Origin of the sequence: Streptomyces sp. NBC_01428, assembly GCF_036231965.1 — a bacterium.
Lineage (GTDB): Bacteria > Actinomycetota > Actinomycetes > Streptomycetales > Streptomycetaceae > Streptomyces.
The window spans coordinates 856,880-878,031 of sequence record NZ_CP109499.1 but is presented as its reverse complement, the minus strand read 5'-3'; the positions used below and the strand labels follow the sequence as shown (position 1 = coordinate 878,031).

General features: G+C 70.7%; 20 protein-coding genes. 9 read left to right on the top strand and 11 right to left on the bottom strand.

The window, feature by feature from the left end:
• Nucleotides 1–92: 92 nt before the first annotated feature.
• The 3 genes from OG406_RS03850 to OG406_RS03840 all read right to left on the bottom strand — a co-directional run bounded on the left by OG406_RS03850 (nt 93) and on the right by OG406_RS03840 (nt 3,514).
• Nucleotides 93–1,199 carry an NAD(P)/FAD-dependent oxidoreductase gene (locus OG406_RS03850; protein ID WP_329183948.1) on the bottom strand — a complete coding sequence of 369 codons (1,107 nt, stop codon included), beginning with the start codon at nt 1,197–1,199 and terminating at the stop codon, nt 93–95.
• Between the two features lie 100 nt (nt 1,200–1,299).
• The gene (locus tag OG406_RS03845) at nt 1,300–2,130 is read right to left on the bottom strand and encodes an aldo/keto reductase (protein ID WP_327407918.1); all 831 of its coding nucleotides are present in this window, start codon (nt 2,128–2,130) and stop codon (nt 1,300–1,302) included.
• A 226-nt stretch (nt 2,131–2,356) separates the two neighbouring features.
• A complete protein-coding gene (locus OG406_RS03840; protein WP_329183946.1) occupies nt 2,357–3,514 on the bottom strand; it encodes a S1 family peptidase in 1,158 nt (385 codons plus the stop codon).
• A gap of 398 nt (nt 3,515–3,912) precedes the next feature.
• Here OG406_RS03840 and OG406_RS03835 point away from each other — a divergent pair, with 398 nt between their 5' ends.
• Nucleotides 3,913–5,076 carry a serine/threonine-protein kinase gene (locus tag OG406_RS03835; protein ID WP_327407916.1) on the top strand — a complete coding sequence of 388 codons (1,164 nt, stop codon included), beginning with the start codon at nt 3,913–3,915 and terminating at the stop codon, nt 5,074–5,076.
• Between the two features lie 19 nt (nt 5,077–5,095).
• On the opposite strand, the gene OG406_RS03830 is transcribed toward OG406_RS03835, so the two are convergent.
• The 3 genes from OG406_RS03830 to OG406_RS03820 form a co-directional block, all read right to left on the bottom strand.
• Entirely contained in the window at nt 5,096–5,575 is a 480-nt protein-coding gene (locus OG406_RS03830) for an ANTAR domain-containing protein (protein WP_239155857.1), read from the bottom strand.
• 169 nt (nt 5,576–5,744) lie between these two features.
• On the bottom strand, nt 5,745–6,098 hold the full coding sequence (locus OG406_RS03825; RefSeq protein WP_164375319.1) for a PRC-barrel domain-containing protein: 354 nt from the start codon (nt 6,096–6,098) through the stop codon (nt 5,745–5,747).
• Between the two features lie 227 nt (nt 6,099–6,325).
• A complete protein-coding gene (locus OG406_RS03820; protein WP_164369086.1) occupies nt 6,326–6,496 on the bottom strand; it encodes a hydrophobic protein in 171 nt (56 codons plus the stop codon).
• Nucleotides 6,497–6,697: 201 nt separating this feature from the next.
• On the opposite strand from OG406_RS03820, the gene OG406_RS03815 reads away from it, so the two are divergent.
• Nucleotides 6,698–7,006, top strand: coding sequence for a hypothetical protein (locus OG406_RS03815; RefSeq protein ID WP_266850357.1), 309 nt, complete (start codon nt 6,698–6,700; stop codon nt 7,004–7,006).
• 79 nt (nt 7,007–7,085) lie between these two features.
• Here the strand turns inward: OG406_RS03815 and OG406_RS03810 are convergent, their stop codons facing one another.
• Complete coding sequence (locus OG406_RS03810) at nt 7,086–7,337, bottom strand: DUF3253 domain-containing protein (protein WP_329190640.1); 252 nt, start codon at nt 7,335–7,337, stop codon at nt 7,086–7,088.
• Between the two features lie 178 nt (nt 7,338–7,515).
• Between OG406_RS03810 and OG406_RS03805 the strand changes: the two genes are divergently transcribed.
• On the top strand, nt 7,516–8,292 hold the full coding sequence (locus tag OG406_RS03805; RefSeq protein ID WP_329183942.1) for a hypothetical protein: 777 nt from the start codon (nt 7,516–7,518) through the stop codon (nt 8,290–8,292).
• 217 nt (nt 8,293–8,509) lie between these two features.
• Here OG406_RS03805 and OG406_RS03800 read toward each other — a convergent pair whose 3' ends face one another.
• Nucleotides 8,510–10,249, bottom strand: a complete 1,740-nt coding sequence (locus OG406_RS03800) for a RecQ family ATP-dependent DNA helicase (protein WP_164375322.1) — start codon at nt 10,247–10,249, stop codon at nt 8,510–8,512.
• A 169-nt stretch (nt 10,250–10,418) separates the two neighbouring features.
• A complete protein-coding gene (locus OG406_RS03795) occupies nt 10,419–10,949 on the bottom strand; it encodes a GNAT family N-acetyltransferase (RefSeq protein ID WP_329183941.1) in 531 nt (176 codons plus the stop codon).
• Nucleotides 10,950–11,088: 139 nt separating this feature from the next.
• On the opposite strand from OG406_RS03795, the gene OG406_RS03790 reads away from it, so the two are divergent.
• The 4 genes from OG406_RS03790 (at nt 11,089) to OG406_RS03775 (ending at nt 15,157) form a co-directional block, all read left to right on the top strand.
• Nucleotides 11,089–12,237: a winged helix DNA-binding domain-containing protein gene (locus OG406_RS03790; RefSeq protein ID WP_329183940.1), complete on the top strand. Its 1,149-nt coding sequence runs from the start codon at nt 11,089–11,091 to the stop codon at nt 12,235–12,237.
• Complete coding sequence (locus OG406_RS03785) at nt 12,234–13,097, top strand: class I SAM-dependent methyltransferase (protein WP_329183939.1); 864 nt, start codon at nt 12,234–12,236, stop codon at nt 13,095–13,097. Before OG406_RS03790 ends, OG406_RS03785 begins: the two co-directional genes overlap by 4 nt.
• A gap of 226 nt (nt 13,098–13,323) precedes the next feature.
• Nucleotides 13,324–13,542, top strand: a complete 219-nt coding sequence (locus OG406_RS03780) for a hypothetical protein (protein WP_266618864.1) — start codon at nt 13,324–13,326, stop codon at nt 13,540–13,542.
• A 415-nt stretch (nt 13,543–13,957) separates the two neighbouring features.
• Nucleotides 13,958–15,157, top strand: a complete 1,200-nt coding sequence (locus tag OG406_RS03775) for a beta-1,3-glucanase family protein (RefSeq protein ID WP_329183936.1) — start codon at nt 13,958–13,960, stop codon at nt 15,155–15,157.
• 135 nt (nt 15,158–15,292) lie between these two features.
• Here the strand turns inward: OG406_RS03775 and OG406_RS03770 are convergent, their stop codons facing one another.
• Nucleotides 15,293–16,636 carry an acyltransferase family protein gene (locus OG406_RS03770; RefSeq protein WP_329183935.1) on the bottom strand — a complete coding sequence of 448 codons (1,344 nt, stop codon included), beginning with the start codon at nt 16,634–16,636 and terminating at the stop codon, nt 15,293–15,295.
• Between the two features lie 247 nt (nt 16,637–16,883).
• On the opposite strand from OG406_RS03770, the gene OG406_RS03765 reads away from it, so the two are divergent.
• Entirely contained in the window at nt 16,884–18,983 is a 2,100-nt protein-coding gene (locus OG406_RS03765; protein WP_329183933.1) for a SpoIIE family protein phosphatase, read from the top strand.
• A gap of 105 nt (nt 18,984–19,088) precedes the next feature.
• Here the strand turns inward: OG406_RS03765 and OG406_RS03760 are convergent, their stop codons facing one another.
• On the bottom strand, nt 19,089–20,240 hold the full coding sequence (locus OG406_RS03760; protein WP_329183930.1) for a hypothetical protein: 1,152 nt from the start codon (nt 20,238–20,240) through the stop codon (nt 19,089–19,091).
• A gap of 192 nt (nt 20,241–20,432) precedes the next feature.
• Here OG406_RS03760 and OG406_RS03755 point away from each other — a divergent pair, with 192 nt between their 5' ends.
• Entirely contained in the window at nt 20,433–20,984 is a 552-nt protein-coding gene (locus tag OG406_RS03755) for a dihydrofolate reductase family protein (protein ID WP_329183928.1), read from the top strand.
• Nucleotides 20,985–21,152 lie beyond the last annotated feature (168 nt).

Genomic DNA, 21,152 nt, shown 5'->3' with positions numbered 1-21,152 from the left:
CCAGGAAGTCGGCCGGCCGCCGGAACAGCCCGGGCAGCAGCACCGCCGCATCGGTCGGCGTCGACTGCCCCCTCCACCTCGGCCCGGCCCTGTCACGGGGCGAACCGCTCCGGGCGGAAGTCCGCAAGCATCCCGTCTCTCTCCCCGCTGAGGATCTCGGAAGCCAGCAGGCGGCCGATGACCGGCCCGAGCGTGATGCCGCTGTGGGAGACGGCTTCGTAGTAGCCCGGCACGGACGGCACTGCTCCCACGGAGGGGAATCCGTCGGCCGGGATCGGCCGGTTGGCCACACGCGTCTGTGCGATGTGACCGCTGCCGAGAGCGGGGACGACCTGCCGCGCCGATGCGTGGAGCAGCCTGGCGAGTTCCGAGGGGTCTTCACCGGAGTCGATGAGTGCGTCGATCTCGCGGCTGTGGAGGAGTACCGAAGAGTTCCCGTCAGGACGGATCTCGATGTGAGGCGCGTGCATGGCCCGGCGAACCGGGACCTGGGCGCAGGCGATCCGTGTGACGACGCCGGGCTCCCGGCGCATCGGCAGGCGCCGCGAGACGAGCCCGGCCACGTCGGCGGCGTCGGGGCCCGCCGCGTTCACGACGGCGTCGACATCGAGACGGCTCCCGTCGGACAGGGCAACGGACCGGATGCTCCCGTCGGCGCCGGTGCCGATGTCACGGACCGTGGTGCCCGATCGGAGCTCGGCGCCGGAGGCGACGGCCGCGCTCACCAGGCGGCTGACGAGATGACGTCCGTGGACCCAGGCTTCGTCGGGGTAGAACACGACGGGAGTGCCGTCGGGCAGGGCGAGAGCCGGTTCGAGGCGGCGACGGACCTCTGCTCCTGTGCACACTTCGACCCGGTAGTTCCAGCCCGTCAGGAGTTCCGCCGTGTTCAGGAGCTTTCTCTCCGCTGCGGGGTCGGCTGCCCACCGTAGGTGGCCGTCGGGATACCACCAGGAGTCCGGCCCGATGGTCCTGGCGAGCTCGCGGTGCTCCTCCATGCCCGCGACGTTCAGGTCGAAGTAGGACTTGCGCACCGTCTTGTTGCTGGCATTGACCCAAGAGAAGGACCAGTTGGTGACTCCTTCGCCCGGCCGGCCCGCGTCGAGGAAGACCACCTCGATGCCGCGTCGGGACAGATTCCATCCCACGCCGGCTCCGAGGATGCCTACTCCGACGACAGCGACACGTTCAGGCTTCACGAACGCCTCCTTTCCCTCCCGGATCCCAGCAACCCGCCCCTCGCCCCTCCTCCCCTCCCCGAACCTGAGTACACGTTCCGGCTGGCGCGTGTGTCCCGGGTCAGAACTCCTCGTGCGTCTCCGGGTCTCCGCCCAGACGACGGCGCGGATGGTCGGAGACGGTCGCCAGTTCCTCGGGGGTCAGCTCGAAGCCGAAGATGTCCAGGTTCGCCCGCTGGCGGCCGGGGTCGGCGGACTTCGGGATGGGAACGGCCCCGAGCTGGGTGTGCCAGCGCAGTACGACCTGCCCGGGTGTCACCCCGTGCGTCTCGGCGATCTTCCCGAGGGCCGGGTCCTCCAGCAGGCTGGAGCCGCGGCCCAGGGGGCTCCAGCTCTCGGTGATGATGCCCTTGTCGGCGTGGAAGGCGCGGAGTTCGTCCTGGCGGAGGTAGGGGTGAAGCTCGATCTGGTTCACCGCCGGGAGGACCCCGGTCTCGGTCTCCAGCCGGGTGAGGTGTTCCGCGGTGAAGTTCGAGACGCCGATCGACCGCACGAGACCCTGCTCGCGCAGCGTGATCATGGCCTTCCAGGAGTCGACGTACTTGTCCACACGCGGCAGGGGCCAGTGGATGAGGTACAGGTCGACGTAGTCGAGTCCGAGACGGCTCCGGGACTCCTCGAAGGAGGCGAGCGTCTCGTCGTAGCCGTGATGCCGGCCGGGGAGTTTCGTGGTGACGACGACCTCCTCGCGCGGGACGCCACCGAGGGCGACGCCCCGGCCGGTGCCGGTCTCGTTGCGGTAGTTCGTCGCCGTGTCGATGAGGCGGTAGCCGACGCCGAGGGCGCCGCTCACGGCCTGCTCGGCCTGGGCGTCGTCCATCGGCCAGGTACCCAGACCGACGGCCGGGATCGTCGTTCCGTCATGGGCGGTGAGGGCCGGGATGCTGGTCACGGGGAGCCTTTCGAATCGATGACGGGTACCCACCCATGGTGCACGGGTGCCGTCGCCGGGGCGACGAGGGCGACCGGTGGGTCGCCGCCCCCGTCAGCCTCCCGGGCCTTACCCGTCCCTGTACCCGTACCCGAATCCACCGATCCCGTCGATCCCGTCGACCGGGCACCCGCACCGGCCCGCCTGTCGAAGGCGGACCGGTGCGAGCACGCCGGCGTGCAGGGGATCAGGCCGTGTGGAGCGTGAGCCCGTAGCGGTTCAGGATCTCGTTGATGGGCTGGTACCAGGTCTCGCCGCCGCTGCTGCAGTTGCCCCAGCCGCCGGAAGTGACGCCCTGGGCCTGGTCGCCGCTGATGAACGAGCCGCCCGAGTCGCCGGGTTCGGCGCAGACGCTCGTCTTGGTCATCTGGTGCACGGCGCCCTGGCTGTAGTTGACCGTCTCGTTCTTGGCGAGGACGTTGCCGCAGTGCCAGTGCGAGGTGGAGCCGGAGCGGCAGATCGACGCGCCGATGGGAGCCTCGCCGGAACCGCGGACGAGCTGGTCGGAGACGGTGCCCCAGCCGAGGACGACGGGGACCGTCCACCAACCGCTGCCCACGTTGACCCAGGCGTAGTCGTTGTCCGGGAACGAGGAGCCCTGGAAGTTGCCGATGTAGCTGTGGTCCCAGCCGCTGACACCGGCGCCCGCCTGGCCGCAGTGCCCGGCGGTGACGAAGCCGCCGTACACGGAGAAGCCTATGGAACAGCGGACGTTGCCCGTGTAGTACGGGTCGCCGCCCACCGTGCCCGCGGCGAAGGTGCTCGGCGCCGAGCCGGTCTGCCGGACCGTCACGGGACCGGCCTTGCGGGCCTGCGCCACGAAGGCCCGGACATCGTTGTCATCCTTGTGAGGGGAGACCACGTTCACGACGACGGCGCTGGACCTGGGGTCGACGTGCCAACTGCTCACGCCGGCCGGTGCGTCGAGCGAGTCGAGGCGTTTCATCGTGGCGTCGAGCTGCCGCTCGCTGTGCTTGACGAGGGTGACCCGCGCGCCGGTCGACTCGACGGCATCACGCGCGGCCGTCGTGGTCAGCGCGACGACGAGTCGGCCGCTCTTCACGTCGAACCACGAGCCCCCGTACGAGCTGCCGGCCCTGGTCCGGGCGGTGCGCTCGACGGAGCGTGCGGTGGTCTCCTGGGAGAGCCGGGTGGTCGCCTGCTTCTCGGTGAGCCCGAGGTCGCGCTGCATCGCCGAGAGCAGCGCCGAGGAGGCGGGGGCCCGGGATGCGGTGGGGGTGGTGAGGGGTGCGTCGGCGGCGGCGGCCTGGGTGAGTCCGACGGTGGCGGCGCTGACGAGCAGGCCCGCGGACACGGCGGTGCGCAGAACTGTTGTGCGTCTCAAGGGAGTTGCCTTTCGTCGATCCGATGGTCGGTGAGTGGGGCGAAGGGCAGGAGAGAGCGCTCTCAGAGTTGCGAGGTCGAGAATAGTCAATGAGGTTGGGCAGGTCCATGCCAATGCATGACCACTCTTTGGGATCAGGTCGCGGCGCCACGAGAACGATCTTTCGGCGCGCGTCCCGGCCGGACGTCCTGCGTCACACCCGATCGGATTCGGACGCTTCGCGGACCGGTTCCCCGCGATCTTGGGCGGCGGTGCCGGGCCGAGGCCGAACACCGCCTGACCACCGCCGCGTTGGCAGTAGGCTCACCCTGCTGCGACGCCCCGGTCACCTGTACGGACCGGCTCTGCAACGGCTCGCGGCGACGGACGGATCTCTACGGCGTGAGGATGAAGTACACGTGCTGATAGCGGGGCGGTATCGGCTGCACACCACTCTCGGACGGGGCGCGATGGGGGAGGTGTGGCGGGCGCAGGACGAGATGATCGGACGGCCCGTCGCGGTCAAGCTGCTGCTCTCCCAGGACGCCGACCCGACCGCCGCGGCCCGGTTCCGCCTGGAGGCGCAGACCGCGGGACGGCTGAACCATCCTCATGTGGTGGGAGTCCTGGACTTCGGCTCGTTCGAGGACCGGCTCTTCCTGGTGATGGAGCTGATCGAGGGCGACAGCCTCTCCCACGTCCTCGCCACCAGCGGCACCCTTCCCGCCGAGCGGGTGGCGCGGATCGCCGCGCAGGCCGCCGCCGGGCTCGCCGCCGCGCATCAACAGGGCATCGTGCACCGGGACATCAAGCCGGGCAATCTGATGCTGGACGCCGACGGGAGCGTCAAGATCGGCGACTTCGGGATCGCACGGTTCATGGACGACACGGCCGGCGGCCTCACCGCGACCGGGCAGATCGTCGGCACCAGCCTGTACCTGGCCCCGGAGCGGGCCCTCGGGAAGACCGCGGGACCGCCGTCCGACATGTACTCGCTCGGCTGCGTCCTCTATCAACTCCTCACCGGACGGCCGCCCTTCCAGGCCGCCAGTGCCGTCGCGATCCTCCACCACCACCTCGACACCGCCCCGACCCCGCCCCGGGAACTCGGCGCCGAGCTGCCGCCCGCGTTCGAGAACTACCTCCTCGGTCTCCTGGCGAAGCAGCCCGACGACCGTCCGACCGCGCAGCAGGCGGCATCCTGGTACAGCACCGGTGCCTGGCAAGGGCGTCCCGAACCCCTTCCGGCCGTACGGCCGGCGCAACGCCGGAGCAGGCCCGACCTCGGAGTCGCGGGTCCCGCGACCACGTACGCCCTGCCGTCGGCCGCGCCGTCCCACGGGGCGACCGTCACGCGGGAGGCGGCGGGGGCCCGTCGCTCACGCAGACGCAGACGTTCCGGCGTGAGTGAACTCCTCACCCAGCGGCCACGAGCGGTGGGCGCCGCAGCGGGATTGGTGGTCTTTGTCCTCGCGGTGCTCGTGGGCGTGGCCTGGTTCTCACCCGACAGCAGCTCCGCGGAGACGCCCGGGCCCGGATCGGACGGCACGGTCAGCTCGTCCCCCACGGTCGCGGCGCCGTAGCGGTTCGGACCCGGTCCGGTCAGGTGGACGACGGCTCCTGTCGGCGCGCGTCCTGCGATGCTCCGCCTGGGTCCGACAGGCCCGTGTCGGCCCCCTCCGGGTTCGTTCCGGACCCGGTCGGCGGGGTGTCCGCCTTCCCCGGCTGTCGCTTCGCCAGGGCGGCCTCCAGGGCGACGCGAATGTCGTCCGGGAGCGTGCCGCCCCGGCCGAAGGCGAGGACCTCGTCCGCGATGACGTGCAGTTTGCGGTTGGTGTGCTGCGAGGTCTCGCGCAGCACGTCCCAGCTGTCCTCCGGGCCGATCCGGCCGAGGACCAGCAGGGCACCGATGGCCTGATCCACCGTGGCGTGCGAGGACACGGCACGGTGCAGGTGGGTGCGCTCCTCGTTGAGCTTGTCGTTCTCCCGCACCAGGTCCGTGGTGGACAGCAGGCGCAGGGGATCGGACCTGGAGATCGCGAAGAAGGCCATCGCTCTGGTGGGGGTCGGCTGATCATTCATCACGGATCGTGTGCCCCGGATCGGCGTCGCAATCCCCACGAACCGGCGTACTCCGGCCAGTCCGGCCGTACGAAGGCGGGGAGGAGTCGAGCCCGTACCTCCGGGCACAGCCGAACGGGGGCCCGCCGGAGTGTCTCCGGCGGGCCCCCGTTGCGGGCTGTCGTCGCGGTCAGATGCCGCGCTGTGTCTGGTAGTAGCCACCGACCTGCTCGTGGTAGCCGGCGTCGCCGACGTGCTTGTCCTTGTCGAACTCGGGAGAGTCCTTGATCTGGGCCTTGGTGAGCGCCACGAAGATCTTGTGCTCGTCCAGGTCGACGGACTGCACGGTCCCGGCGGGCAGGAGGACGTGCTTGCCGAAGATCCATACGCCGGTGTCGACGACGAGGTAGGAGGAGTCGACCTCGTCCGAGTGCTTGTCGACCTTGCCGATGCTGCCGTCGGTGGCCTCGACCTTGAATCCGGTCAGGTCGGTGCCCGCGGTGTAGCCGGTGGTCGGCTGGTAGCCCCAGATGTTGTCACTCATGAAAGTACCGCTCCCTCATCGAAATTCGTTGCCTGTCCACAGATGGACTGTGGTGGCTCTTTAGGCGCCATCGAATTCGGTGACGTTCGTTCAGAAAGCCGAGTGCCCATGCGCTTTGGTCTCACACACGCGTCGTCACTTTTAATTTATCGCCGCCGGGACCGGACATGGGTGGGGCCCGACGCCGTGGCGTCGGGCCCCACCCATGGTGCGTGTGTGCGTGCTGTCTACCAGCGGTACCAGCGGCCACGCTTGCCGCCGCTCGCCGTCGGACGGATCACGAAGCCCAGGACCCACACGATCAGGACGATCACGGCGATCCACCAGAGCGCCTTCAGCGCGAAACCGGCACCGAAAAGGATCAGGGCGAGCAGAAGAACAAGAAGAACGGGAACCATGGTTATCAACCTCCGGAGCCTCGTGTGCCCGGCGGATCGATCTCCATTCCCGCAGAACCGGCGGAAGTTTCCGGTTTGAAAACGCTCTTCGGGGTTAGGGAGGCGCGAACGTAATGGCTTACCGGATTCCCGCGGGCCGTCGATCGCTCAAGTGGACGCCTCGAATGGAAGCGCCGGCGGCTCTCTGGCAGGGTTCTCTCGGTGACAGCCGATACGGGACCGGACCGCACCCCTGACGGGCGGTACGTCGTCGTGGGCGGTCGGCGCTGGCGGGCGACGGACCCGCAGATCCCCGAGGACGTCGCGGCGCGCCTCCGCTCCCATCTCATGGCGGCCCGCCGCGCTGTCGCAGCCGCCCGGCGTGCGGAAGACCCCGAAGCCGAACGGGCGGCACGCACGCGTGTCCACCTGTCCAAGGTGGCCCTGGGGGAGCGCGGCACGCCGTGGTGGGAGCAGAGCGACGGGGAGCGCCGGGCGCGATGGCGCGAGGGCCTGGCCGCGCTCGACTGACTCACGAGCGCGGGCGCACGGTGCCGACCGCAGACGCCGCCGCTTCACCTCACGGGGGTGTCGTGCGGCGTCCGGTGGGTCAGCGGCAGCGGCGGATACGGACGGGGCCGCGGGCCTTCGCCGGCTCGATGGGACGGCCGCCCTGGGTGATCTCCACCTCGCCGGCCGCGACGAGCCGCCGGGCCGCGTGCCGAGCCGGCTCCATGAGCGCACGCCACCCGTCGTCGTCGCCTTCGTACACCGCCCGCGCGGCGTCGGAGGGACAGATGGTCGCGCCCGGGGCACGACCATCCAGCAACTCCAGGATGACTCGCTCCAGGCGCCGGTCCATCGGCTGCTCGTCGTGCGGCACTCCACCAGTATCGCAAAAGGGGCGATAGGCGCACGGTCGTCCTGTGGTCCGCTTCCGCCCAGGTCCGCCGAGGCGGGGAAGAGAAGATCTTGTAGCCTTTGCGCGCTCAAGTCGTGCCCGCAGCCATGTTGCCGGCACACGGTTCCAGGGGAGGGACATGCGCAAAAAAGCGCTGTGGTCTGCTGCTGCGGGAGCAGTGGTACTGACCACGATGGTGGCACCCGCCGCTCACGCCGAGGGGAGGGGGGACATCCGGGTCGTCAAGACGGTGGTCGACGGCGGCACGAACGTCATCGTCGGCACCTCGAAGGTGATCAAGTTCCCGATCGCGATCACCATCAAGGACAACTCGGGAGTCGAGGGACTCACGCATGTGAGCACCTTCAACCAGTCCATCGGCTACGACTTCGCCGAGTGGAGCGGCTCGAAGTGCGTGAAGCAGAGCAGTACGACGTCGGTGTGCACGGCGACGATGACGATCGACCCGCGGTGGATCGCGGACAGCGACGACATCGACAGCAACCGGGTCGCCGGAGTCTGGCAGGTCAATGCCACGGTGAAGGCGAACGACGGTGACTACTGGATCTCCGACAACATCGCCCAGTTCAAGGTGAAGCGTGCCGCGACCCTGACGACGGACGCTTCGCCGGAGCCGGTCGCCAAGAACGCCAGGCTCACGGTGAAGGGCCAGTTGAGCCGCGCGAACTGGGAGGACCGCAAGTACCACGGCTTCTCCGGCCAGGAGGTCAAACTCCAGTTCAAGAAGGCCGGGTCCTCCTCGTACGGCACGGTCAAGACGGTGAGGACGAACGGCACCGGAGGTCTCAGCACCACGGTCACGGCCACCACGGCGGGCACCTGGCGCTGGTACTTCCCCGGCACGACGACGACCATGCAGGTCGCGTCCACCGGGGACAGCGTGTCCTTCGCCTGACGGCCAGGGCACTCGATGACGACGCGATGTGGCCGGGTTGTCCGCAACCCGGCCACATCGGGTTCGGGCGACGAACGCGGGCTCGTCGGCGCGTTGGTCGCAGGATGTGTCTCGGCAGTGCTGTCGGCCCCCCGCGATGACAACTGCCGCAAGCGGTGAGGCGGGGCGAGGCCGGAGGCGGGCGTCCACCCCCGTGTCCCCTTGGGGCCGGCCGGCGTCAGCCCTTAGTCGTCGCGGACGACACCGGTGTCAGCAGGCCGCGGGCCTGGACGGCCGGGAGGGACAGGGTCCGATAGCCCACGCTCTCGAACAGGACCGTGATCCTGTTGCCCTCCTCGCTCATCACCTGGCCCTCGCCCCACGTGCTGTGTCCCACCTTCATGCCGGGCGGAAAGTCGCTGTCGGCAGTCCCGGCCGCCTCGGGTTCCAGCGGGTCGGGGCCCGTGCCGGAGAGGATGTCTCCCGTGCGGACGGGGGTTTCCTTCAACTCCTGTGTACGGGCGCAGGTGTCGCAGCCCGCGCAGTCGCCCTCCGCCAGCGTCTCGCCGAAGTACCCGAGCATGTGGCGCCGGCGACAGCCGTTCGTCTCCGCGTACGCCCGCATCATCTCCACCCGCGAACGCTCCAGGTCGACACGGGCGGTGGCGATCCGAACCGCCTCGCGGACGCAGACGTCCCGCCGCGCCCCGGGAACGGCCCGGACACCACCGCGCTTCTCCGTCGTCACCGCTCCCGCCTCCTCCAGGAGGTGCAGCATCGACGTGAGCGGTGTCTGCGACAGCCCCGTGCGTTCCCGCAGGGCCGTCGCCGTGACCGGCCCCTGCTGCTCGCGCACCGCGTCGATCAGCCCGCCCAGAACCTCCGGATCGGGGTGGGCGCCCGTCCGGAACCGCTGCACACCGAGGTCCTCGGGCCGGTACGCGAGGATCGCCGTCGACGGCTTTCCGTCGCGGCCCGCCCGGCCGATCTCCTGGTAGTAGGAGTCGAGGGAACCCGGCACGGAAGCGTGCAGCACGAAGCGGATGTTCGGCTTGTCGATGCCCATCCCGAACGCGGAGGTGGCGACGACCACGTCGAGTTCGCCCTCCTGGAAGCGGTCGTGCGTCCGGGAACGCTCGGCCGCGGAGAGCCCCGCGTGGTACGGGGAACTGTCGAATCCGAGCGCCGACAGCTCCTCCGCGTACTGCTCGGCCTCGCGCCGCGTCCCCGCGTAGACGATGCCGGGTTTGGCCTCGGCCGCGGCCCGCTCCACCACCCACCGGCGCTTGCCGGCGTTCTCCCGGTGGCGTACGACCTCCAGCGTGATGTTGCGGCGGTCGAACCCCGCGACCACCTCGTGCGCGTCGCGCATGCCGAGCCGCTCCACGATGTCGGCCCGCACGGGGGCCGCCGCACTGGCGGTCAGGGCGAGGAGCGGCGGCCGGCCGATCCGCTCGCGTACGTGGGACAGGGACAGGTAGTCGGGCCGGAAGTCGTACCCCCAGGACGACACGCAGTGCGCCTCGTCGACCACCATCAGCGCGGGTGAGGCGGCGGCTATCTGCTCGACCACCTCGTCCTTGGCGAGCTGTTCGGGCGAGACGAACAGGAAGTCCAGGCTGCCTTCGCGAACGCGCTCCCACACGGCCTCGTTGTCCCGCGCGCGCTGGGCGGAGTTGACCGCCGAGGCGTCGGACCCCTCGATCCGGGCGAGCGCGGCGACCTGGTCCCGCTGGAGCGCGATCAAGGGGGAGACGACGACGGTCGGCCCCTCCAGCAGCACACCCGGTACCTGGTACACGGCCGACTTCCCCGCACCGGTCGGCATCACGACGATGGTGTCGCGCCCCTCCATCACGGCGGTCATGGCGGCGATTTGGGACGGCCGCAGCTGCTCCCAGCCGAAGACCTCACGGGCGCACCGGCGCAGACGTTTCGTGAGTGACCGGGTCCTGAAGTAACCGACCTTGATCCGCATGGCACTCCTGACGCTGCTCTCCAGTGGGGCTCGCCGCCCGGGTACCCCCGGCCACGACGAAAAACAGCCCGAGCGCGGAGAGTTGCCGTTCCGTGTCCTCGGAGGGCACGGCGCGACGCTTCTCCGGCGGCAGCGAGGGCTCGCCGGGTCGGTCCGCCCCGGCGGCACGTCACCCCTGCGGCGTGATGTCCGATCGCAGTACCGCGTACAGGACCATGTCGCGCCATGCGCCGGCCCGGAAGCACGCTCCGCGGAGGACTCCCTCACGGGTGAAGCCCGCGCCTTCCAGAGCACGCTGCTCGGCGATGTTCGAACGTTCGGTGCTTGCCTCGACCCTGTTCACCTTGGTGTGGTCGAACAGGTAGACGGCCAGCTGCCGCTGAGCCTCCTTGCCGTAGCCCCGGCCGCGTTCGGCCGTGAGCAGGGACACCCCGATGTTCCAGCAGGGCGACGCCGGCCCCTGCATGACTTCGTGCCACTGCACCTCGCCGACGAACCGCTCGTCGTCTCCGGCGATCACCAGCCGGCCGCCTTCGGCGGAGAGGAAACCGTCGGCCCACCGGCGTCGGAGTTGCCCAGGGTTGCGGAACCCGAAGAAGCCGTGGTCGCCGGCCTCGGCGGGGTCTTCGTGAAGGCGTTCGAGCTGGTCGAGGTCCTTCTCGGTGACGGGGCGCAGGTGAATGTGATCATGAAGCGGCATGGTCACAGCGTACGAGGCGGCAGATGCCGGACGTCGCACAGTCCCAGGTCGGCCGGTCTCAGCAGGGCGGGGCGCCGCTGCGCTGCGCCGTCGCGGGCCCCGCCGTGGTGGCGTGGGGCAGTGGCGCCATAATCCGGGGGTGACTCCGACCGCGCGGCAGCTCGCCCTGGCCACCCTGGACCGTCAGCTCCTGCTCGAACGGCAGCGCCTCGACGTCGCCGACGCGGTGCGCCGGGTCTGCGCACTGCAGGCGCAGACTCCGGCATCGCCCTATGTGGCGCTGTGGAACCGCCTGGAGGGCTTCAGACCCGAGGACCTCGACGCGGCGTTCGCGGATCGCCGGATCGTGAAGGCGACTCTCCTGCGGATCACCCTGCACGCCGTTCACGCCGAGGACTACGACGCCTTCCGGGCCGCCATGCTGAGCACCCTGCGTGCCTCCCGGCTGTACGACCGTCGCTTCACCGCGACAGGACTGACAGCGGACGACGCCGACGCGCTGCTCGCGGAACTTGCCGACTACCTGCGGATGCCCCGCACCGGTGCGGAGGTGGAGAGCCACCTGAAGGAGCGGTTCGGCGAACACGCGCACCGCATGTGGTGGGCACTGCGCACGTTCGCGCCCGTCCACCACGTACCGACGGACGGTCCCTGGTCGTTCAAGCAGCCGAACACCTACCGCGCCGCCCGGATCGCCAGAGCCGCACCGCAGGATCCGGACGAGGGAGTCCAGCGGTTGCTGCTCTCCTACCTGCGGGCCTTCGGCCCCGCCTCCGCGCAGGACTTCGCCCGCTTCACCCTGCTGACACGCCCCGTGATCTCCCGGGCTCTGCAGCAGCTCTCCGACCGGTTGGTGCGGCTCCCCGGCCCCGGCCGCGCGGCCCTGTTCGACCTGGACGGCGCCACCCTGCCGGACGAGGACACGCCGGCCCCGCCGCGCCTGCTGCCGATGTGGGACAGCACGCTCCTGTCCCACGCCGTACCCGGGCGGCTCATGCCCCTGGAGTACCGCCCCCTGGTCGTGCGGCGCAACGGCGACGTACTGCCCTGCCTGCTCGTCGACGGCGAGGTCGCCGGAGTGTGGCGGGCGACCGACGGAGGACTGGAACTGACCGCCTTCCGAACCATCGGCAAGGCCGCGTGGCGCGGTCTGACGGAGGAGGCCGAGCGGCTGACGGCCTTCCTCGCCGACCGCGATCCGACGGTCTACCGACGGTACGGACACTGGTGGGACAAGGGCTTCTCCGCGGTCCAGGGCCACGGAACGACGGTAAGGGTGACGCCATGAGTGAGCGCGCGGCCAGCAGGACGGCGGTGCTCGTCTGCCAGGGGCGGGCGGCGGCCGACGGGAGAGCCGGGACGGCTCGGTTCGCGGATCCGGTGGCGGTACGGCTGCTGCGGGCCGAGGAACGCACCGCCGTGGAGCAGGTACGCGCGGACACTCCGCCGACGGGCTGGCGGGAACGCACCGCGTACGAGAGTGTGCGGGCCTGCGCCGAGGTGGTCGTGCCCCGCACGGTGGCGATCGACGAGGCGCTGCGCGCACACGTGGGGGACCAGCTCGTGATCCTCGGCGCCGGTCTGGACACACGGGCCTGGCGTCTGTCCCAGCTCGCACGGACCGATGTCTGGGAGGTCGACCATCCGGCCTCCCAGCAGGACAAGCAGGACCGCCTGCCCGCCGAACAGGCGGCCGCGGCCCGTTCCGTGCGCTTCACGCCGGTCGATTTCGCGCTCGATGACCTCGGGACGGCCCTCGACGGCGCCGGCCACGACCCGTCGGCCCCGACGACATGGCTGTGGGAGGGCGTGGTCCCGTACCTCACACGCGACGAGGTACGCGCCACCGTGGCCGCCCTCGCCGCCCGGGCGGCCCCTGGCAGCGCACTCGTCGTCAACTACCAGAGCCCGTCGACGAGAGCGGCCGCAGGCCGGCTCCTGACCCGCTTCCTCGGCAGTTCCATCACCTCCGGCGAGCCGTGGCGCTCGCTGTGGCGACCGGAGCAACTGGCCACGCTGCTCGACGAGTACGGCCTGAGCGTGGTGTCCGACGACAACCTCCTCGACCTCGCCCACACCCACGGCATCCCGACCCAAGGGCGGACGTCCCTGCGGTCGGGCCGTGTCGCCGTCGCCGAGAGCCGGTGACGTGCCGGCTCGATGACCGACCCTGCGGGAGCACGGCGACAGACGGTGTCCGCAGAGTCCACGGGGGTCCCGATGACCGCGCGTCAGCCCTGAGCGGACGGTCGTCACGAGGCGCGTTCGTGAGGGGTGCCGACCGGTGGCCGATTCCGCCCTGCCCGTCTCGCGCCCCGGCAGGACTCCGAACGGCCCGGATGCGCGCGGACCGGCCCTGGACCATGCTGGCCCCATGGCATCCGCGACGCCCGTGACCGTGTACCCGCCCACCGAGGGCGGAGGTCGGCGTGTACAGGTCGACACCGCCGTCCTCGGTACCGCCTACTCACTGCACGACCTGACGGCGTTCCTGCAGGAAGCGGGCCTGCAGAACTGGGACGAACTCGACGTGGTCGGCTCCGACCTGATCGAGTGGCGCGGCGGCGGCCCGGACGTCTGGGACGCTTCCTAGCGCCGCGAGCAGCCAGCCGGTCTGTGATGCGCCGCGCCCGTACGGGCGCACCCCCATCCGCGGCGGGATTGCAGTCCGAAAGCGGAGCACCCCTTCTTAAGTACGGCTTAAACGCGCCTTAAGAGTTCGAGGATGACGAGCTGGTCCTCAAGTAAGCCCAGTGCAGAGGGATTTGGTGATCCCTCCAAGTGGTTGGCCTCTCCGTGAGTCATGCGTAGCATCGGGGCCCATCGGTGACGGCCGCGCCGTTGTGAGAGCGCTCTCAGGGGTTTGCTCGGATCATCCACGCGCGGACGTCGACCGTGCCGGACAACCGAAAGGGCCCCCGACGGGGTGCGTCGCGTCGGCGCGCCTCTCCGCAGGGTCACCCCCCACAGCCTCGCCACAGGCACAAGCACCAAGGAGCACCACAGACATGACGCCTCGTCACCAGCGTGATCTCTCCCGCCGCAAGATGCTCTTCGCCCTCGGCGGCGCCGCCGTGGCCGTCCCCGCGATCGCGGCCGTCGCGCCGTACGCCCTGGCCGACACGACGGACGCCTCCACCAAGGCCGCCGCGGGATCGCTGCCGCTGACGATCGTCAACAACAGCGGCTCCTTCGACAACGCGTCCGTGCACGTCTACGTCGTCGGCAACCAGGACGGCCGGCAGGTCCGCGTCACCCAGGACGGCACCCTCGCGCCGATATCCCTCGCGGACAACGGCGCCGACGGGTTCACGGACTACGCGCTCACACTGTCCGGCACCGGGGAGACGCAGCTCAGCCTCCCGCACATGTCCGGCCGCATCTACGTGTCGCTCGGAGAAAAGCTGAAGTTCAAGGCCGTCGCGGACGGCGACGGCAACGCGGCGCTCCAGTACCCCGCCGGCTGGGTCACCTCGGACCCCAACTACGCGGTGCTGCACGACTGCGCCGAGTTCACCTACAACTCCGCGGGCATGTTCTGCAACACGACCATGGTCGACATGTTCAGTGTGCCCATGAGCATCCGCCTGAACGGGGACAAGGAGCAGACCACCGGCACGGTCCGCGACGGCGGACGTGCGGCCGCCTTCGCCGCGGTGAAGGGCATCGAGGACTTCGCCCCGCTGGTCGTGGATGACGTCCGCATCATCGCCCCCGGCCATGGTCTCGACGCCGGTCTGTTCGCGAAGGACTACTTCGCCCCGTACATCGACGAGGTGTGGAGCACCTACACCGGCAAGGACCTGACCGTCACCACCAACGCGGGCGCGTTCACCGGACGGGTACGCGCCGACAAGTTCACCTTCGACGGGCCCGCCGCCGTCTCTTTCAGCAAGCCCTCCACCCGTGACGTCCTGTTCTGCGACGGCAACCTCGCCGCTCCCAACGACGGAACCACGGGCCCGGTGGCCGCGGTGCTCGGTGCGGGCTTCAACCGCTCGACCCTGCTCAGCAACCCGGCCCAACCGACCACCTCCGCTGCCGACTTCTACCGGACCGACCTCACCAACCACTACGCGAAGGCCGTCCACGCGGCGACCGAGGACGGCAAGGCCTACGGCTTCGCCTTCGACGACGTGGCCGACTTCGCCTCCTACATCCAGGACACCGCCCCCACGGCGATCCGCCTGACGCTGACGGCGTTCTAGGAACCGCGCTCCGGGGGCGGTACGTCGGGGAGTCACCGCGGTCGGCGGCGGTGACTCCCCTTCCCCTGGGTCCCGTTGGGCGTCAGCAGTCCAGTCGGAGGCGCAACGTGGCGTAGAGGCACGCCCGTTCGGGCGTCAGGCCGCCTCCTCCAGGCGGTCCCTGGAGTCCTTGGGGTCCTCGGGGGCCGGGGTAGCTCGTGACTGCCACCCGGTCGCCATCACCAGGGCGGTGCCCACGAGAAGACCCAGCGCGGGCAGGACCGGGAAGCGGCCGTCGGGGGCGAAGCCCCGCACGGCGAACCGGGACAGCGCGAGCACGGTCACCGCCAGGCCCGGCCACAGGAGCCAGGGGCGGTCGGGCGCGGCGCTCGGGCGGGTCCGCTCGTGGAGCAGGGTCAGCCCGCGCTCCAGCGGACGCAGCGCCACCACCACACCGGCAAGCACCGCGCCGAGCACCAGCAGCCACGGCACCCGCAGCGCCCACCAGGCCGCCGAGCCGAGAGCGGGCTCGGGTGCGAGACCGGTGAGATAGAAGGCGGCGGCCACCACCAGCACCGGCAGCATGTGCCACAAGTACAGGGTCATACTGGCGCCGCCGACGGGACCCACGACGCGCCACACCCGCTCGCGGGCCAGCAGTCGCCGCAGCGCCGGGGCGGCGACCAGGCACAGGCCGGTCTGGGCCACCACCCAGGCCAGCATCGCCGCCGAGGGAGGGTTGATGTTGCTGGGGTCCTGGCCCGTCACCAGGATGAGGCTCACCGGGAACGGCCCGAACACGATCAGCACACTGAAGGCCAGCGCGCCACACCCGGCCATGGCCGGCGCCAAGAGCCGACGACCCGTCAACAGGCCGTCCTGCCAGCAGAATCCGAGCTGATAGGCGACGCCCCACACCAGAACGTAGTTGAGCAGTCCCACGTACGGGGTGTGGGCCGTGACCACGAACACGTCCGCGGCCAGTGCGACCGCCGCCATGGCGGTGGGGACGCGCAGCCCCCAACGCCGGTGCAGGAAGTGCAGGGCGGGGGTCGACGCACTGAGCACGAGATAGACGGGCAGGAACCAGAACTGCATGGCCATCGCCCAGCCGACGAGCGCGAGGGTGTCGGCGTCCACGCCCACCGCCGAGCAGATCCCGACCGAGCAGAGCACCAGCACGCTGTACGCCCCTGCCGGAATCAGCAGCCGCAGCGCCCGGCCGCCCACCCATCCCGCGGCGGTCCCGCCCGCCAGGCGCGCCCGCGCCCAGGAGCCGCCCGCCGCGTGGCCCCCGGCCAGGAAGAACAGCGGCATGATCTGGAACCCCAGCGTCAGCCACTGGGTCCAGGGCAGGGTGGCGAGCAGCTCCGGAGCGGTGATCCCGCCGTCGGACGACCGGACGAGCGCGGTGATGACCCAGTGCCCGAGCACCACCAGGACGATCGCCCACGCCCGCAGGAAGTCGACGTACCGGTCCCGTTCCGTGCTTCTGCTCATGGATCGTCATGCTGCCCGCCCAAGGCCGTACCCAAGGCCGGACGTGAAGGCCGCAACCAATTCGTGCCTCCTGCGACATCCCACGGAGTCCCCAGGGCCGCCGGGCATCGGTCGTCCGACACGCGGTCCGGTCGGCGCGCGCTCCTCGGTCCGCGCCACTACTCCGGTCGCGCGCCGCCGTTGAGCGGATGGGATGGATCTCGGGCCGGCCGGATTGTTTCCGTGGGCAACGGTCTACGGAACACCCATGGATCCATCGCTGGGCGGGCACGACGGGCCGAAGACACAACTCGAGCTGGCCGTGCTGGGGACGCTGTTCACCGAGTCCCCCATCGGCCTCCACGTCCTGGACCCGGACCTGTGTCTGGTGCGGTTCAACAGGGCGGCCCGGCACATCCGGGCCTTCCCCCTCGACGACGCCGTGGGCCGTCACCCGCGGGACTGGGCGGGAGACTTCTACTCCGGAGCCTTCGAGACGATGCTGCGGGACGTCCTGAGCAACGGTGTGGCGGTGCTCGACGTCGAGGCGCGGGGCCATCTCACCCCGGGGTCGCCCGAGACCGTCCTGTCCATCTCCACCTTCCGGCTGGAGGACCCCGCCGGCACCGTGCTCGGGGTGATGGCGGCGATCGTCGACGTCACCGACCAGCACCGGGCGACGGCACGGCTGGAGCTGCTGGAGCGGGCGAGCGGACACATCGGCACGACGCTCGACATCTTCCGCACGGCACAGGAGTTCGCCGACGCGATGGTGCCCGCCCTGGCGGACGTGGTGGCCGTCGAGGTCCTGGACTCGGTCCTGCGCGGCGAGGTCTCCGCGCCGGGTGCCGCGTTCGAGCACGGTGCGTTGCGGTGCACGGGCGTGAGCGCTTCCGTTCCCGAACCCGCCGAGAGGCTTCCCGCCATCGGTGAGGCGATCGGCCTGATGTTCGGTACCCCTTTCTCGCAGAGTCTGTCCGACCTGCAGCCCCGCCTCGTCGCCGAGCTGACCTCGGGCACCGGCTGGCCGAACCACGAGGCGGTGCGGGGACGGCGCATGCTCGAAGCGGGGGCCCACTCCCTGCTCGTCCTGCCGTTGGCCGCCCGTGGCGCCGTACTGGGCGTGGCGCACTGCTACCGGGACCGCACCCCCGGAGCCTTCGACGAGGACGACCTCGCCCTCGCCTCCGAACTCGCCGACCGCGCCGCCCTGTGCCTCGACAACGCCCGTCTCTACACACGGGAACGCTCGGCCGCCCGCATCCTGCAACTCAGCCTGCGTCCGCCGCAGGTGGTGGGGCACACCGCCGTGGAGACGGCGTCCAGCTACTTCCCGCTCGGCGCGGGCGGCGACTGGTTCGACGTCATCCCGCTGTCCGGAGCACGGGTCGCCCTGGTCACCGGCGACACGGCCGGCCAGGGTCTGCAGGCCGCCGCGACCATGGGCGAGGTCCGGGCCGCGATCGGAGCGCTCGCCGTCCTCGACCTGCCACCGGACGAGGTCCTGCACCGCCTGCACGCCCTGGTGACCCGGCTGCGCGGAGAACGGCCCGACCACACGGACCCCACCGAACACGACCCGTCCGACGAGCACACCACGTGTCTGTACCTCGTCTACAGCCCCGTCACACGCCGCTGCGCCGTCGCCAGTGCCGGGCATCCGCCGCCCGTGGTCGCCTTCCCCGACGGCCGCGTCGAGTACGCCACGGTGCCGGTGGGGCCGTCGCTCGGCCGTGGCATGCCGAAGTACGGAACAGCCGAGTTCGAGCTCGCGGAGGGCTCGGTCCTGCTGCTGTCCAACACCGCGATGCTCCGGTCCGTGTCGGACGACGCGCAGGAGCAGCTGGCGTCCGTCGCCGACGTCCTGCTGCCCACCGACCGGCCCCTGCAGGAGATGTGCGACGAGGTGCTCTACAGCCTGACGCCGCACAAGGCGGAGAGCGACGACGCCGTCCTGCTCCTGGCCCGCACCCGTGTCCTCGGGCCCGACCAGGTCCGCTCGTGGACCCTCGCCCACCGTCCAGAGAGCGCGGGCGAGGCACGTGACGCGGTGGAAGAGGCACTGGCCGCGTGGGGTCTCGAGCAGCACGCGTTCACCGCCAGCCTGGTCGTCAGCGAACTGGTCACCAACGCCATCCGGTACGCGGACGGCGACATCGGACTGCGCCTCATCCTCGACGGGCCCGTCCTCGTCTGCGAGGTGACCGACGACAGCAGCACGGCGCCGCACCTCCGCTACGCCGAGGACGCCGACGAGGGCGGCCGGGGCCTCTACCTCACCTGGCAGGTCAGCCGACGTTGGGGGACCCGGCCGGAACCGCGCGGAAAGACGATCTGGGCCGAACTCGCCCTGTCGGACGACGACTGAGCCCTTCCCGTCCACGATGTCGCCACCCACCCGGCCGGCCCGACGCGGTCGGTCGGGACCCCCGCTGCCGTGCCTCCCCGGAACGGCGCCGTCGTCGGAGGTGTGTCAGCGACTGGCCCCTGTCCACGCCCCTCCGAGGGCCTTGCCGATGCGCAGCACGGTGCCCTTGTGCGAGACCCATCCGCGCAGTGTCTCCAGTTCGGCCCGCGCCACGCCGTCCCCAGTCAGTGCCAGAGCGACGATCCCCGCTTCCGCCACGTGCGGGGCACGGGGGCCGTCGCCGGACCGCTCGTCGAGCGAGGTCTCGACGAGACCGACGAGGGCGCCGATGATGTCCGGCCCGGTGGGGAGCAGGGCGAGCGTCCAGGCCAGCCCGCGCAGCACATGGGAGTTGTAGGTGTCGAAACGGGTGTTCACGTCGAACGGCAGATGCGGATGGCCGACCAGCGGGACCGTACGCGGAAGGGTGGCCGCCGCGAACCACCGTGGCACAGCCGCCCGCACCGCGTCGCAGCCGACCTCCTCGATCAGGGCTGCCGCGGTCCGTCTCCAGGCCGCCGACGGCGCGCTCGCGGTCGCCGGAGCGGCGTGGGCCAGCAGCCGAAGCCACGGTTCACCGCCCACGGCAGTCTCCTTGAGCGCCTGATCGGCCCACGGTTCTCCGGAGTTGAGCACCGGGCCGGGCCAGCGCTCCATGACGCTGCGCATGCCGGGTTCGGCGGCGTTCGCCGACACCTGGGTGCGCCGGAATCCGGGCAGCGTCGCTGCCGCGGCGGTGCGACGAAAGGCGGCCAGTACCGCCGGGCCGGGGACGCGTCCGGCCGTCAGCTCCGCGTCGACCAGCTCCCAGATCCGGTGGTGCGACCAGACCACGTACTGGTCGCCCAGCAGGGCCAGTTGTGCGCCGCGTTCGGCGGCCAGCGGGTCACCGTCCAGGCCGCGGGCCACGCCGGAGGCCGCCATGAGCAGCTCGGTGCGGAGGTAGTCGACATCCCGCCGGAACTCCCCGGCTGTCCAGTCGTCCTCCACACGCGCGTGCCACTCGGCCCACAGCGCGGCCAGCTCCGTCCGGTCGCCGTCGGGAAGCGCGCGGAGAAGGTCCATGTTCGCGACACCGACTCCCGTCATCGAGCCGTTGGCGCAGGCGGCCCGCATCACCGCGCGGGACAGCTCCAGCAACTCACCGCGCTCGGCGAGTTCCCGGTACAGGGCGGCCTGTTCGACCAGGACCTCGGTGTTCCGCAACCATCCGCTCATGATCCGGAGCGTAGAAGAGACCACTGACATAGGCAGGGGAGGTATCCGCCCTCGACAGCCGGGTCGGCATCGCACCCCACCCGTCGCGCGGGTCCGGAACGACCGATGAGTTGTCCTCCGCTCCGGAGTCTGCCCCTGCGACGGAGCGTTTTCGACCCGTCTCCTCGGCATCGGTGAAAGGAAGGACCACCCATGGCAACCGTGCACGCCGGCATGGCCATCTCGCTGGACGGCTTCGTCGCCGACCGCAAGGGCAGCGCCGCGCGCCTCTCCGACCCGGAGACACTCCGCGGCAGCGCGTACATGGACGAACTGATCGAGCAGACCGGCGCGGTCGTCATGGGCAGGCGTTCGTACGCGATGGCCGAGGACCCGGACTCCTATGTCGGCGCCTACGAGTTCCAGGTCCCGCTCTTCGTCCTGACCCACACACCACCGCGGGTCATGCCCAAGCAGGACGAGAACCTCACCTTCACCTTCGTGACCGACGGGATCGAGTCGGCGATCGGGCAGGCGAGGGCCGCCGCGGGGGACCGGGTCGTCCAGGTCCTCGGCGCCGACGTGATCGGTCAGACGCTGCGGGCCGGACTCGCCGACGAACTCCATCTCGACGTGGTGCCCGTACTCCTGGGCTCAGGACTCCGGCTGTTCGACGACCCCGAGGTGGAGGGAATCGCCCTGAAGAGGATCGGCGTACGGGAGGTCGGAGCGGTCACGGCCCTGCGGTTCCTCGTCCTCACGTAGGCCCGCCGTCGTCGCGCCCGCCCATCCCGCCGTACGCGGGACGGTGGGCCCGTGTCGTCCCGCGCCGCCCGGGCGCCTGTCCGTTACGCTCGCAGCGCCACACCGGGCCCGAGATCACGGAGGACAGCACGGCGGGGATCAATCGTGAACGCCTCGTCAGGACGCTGA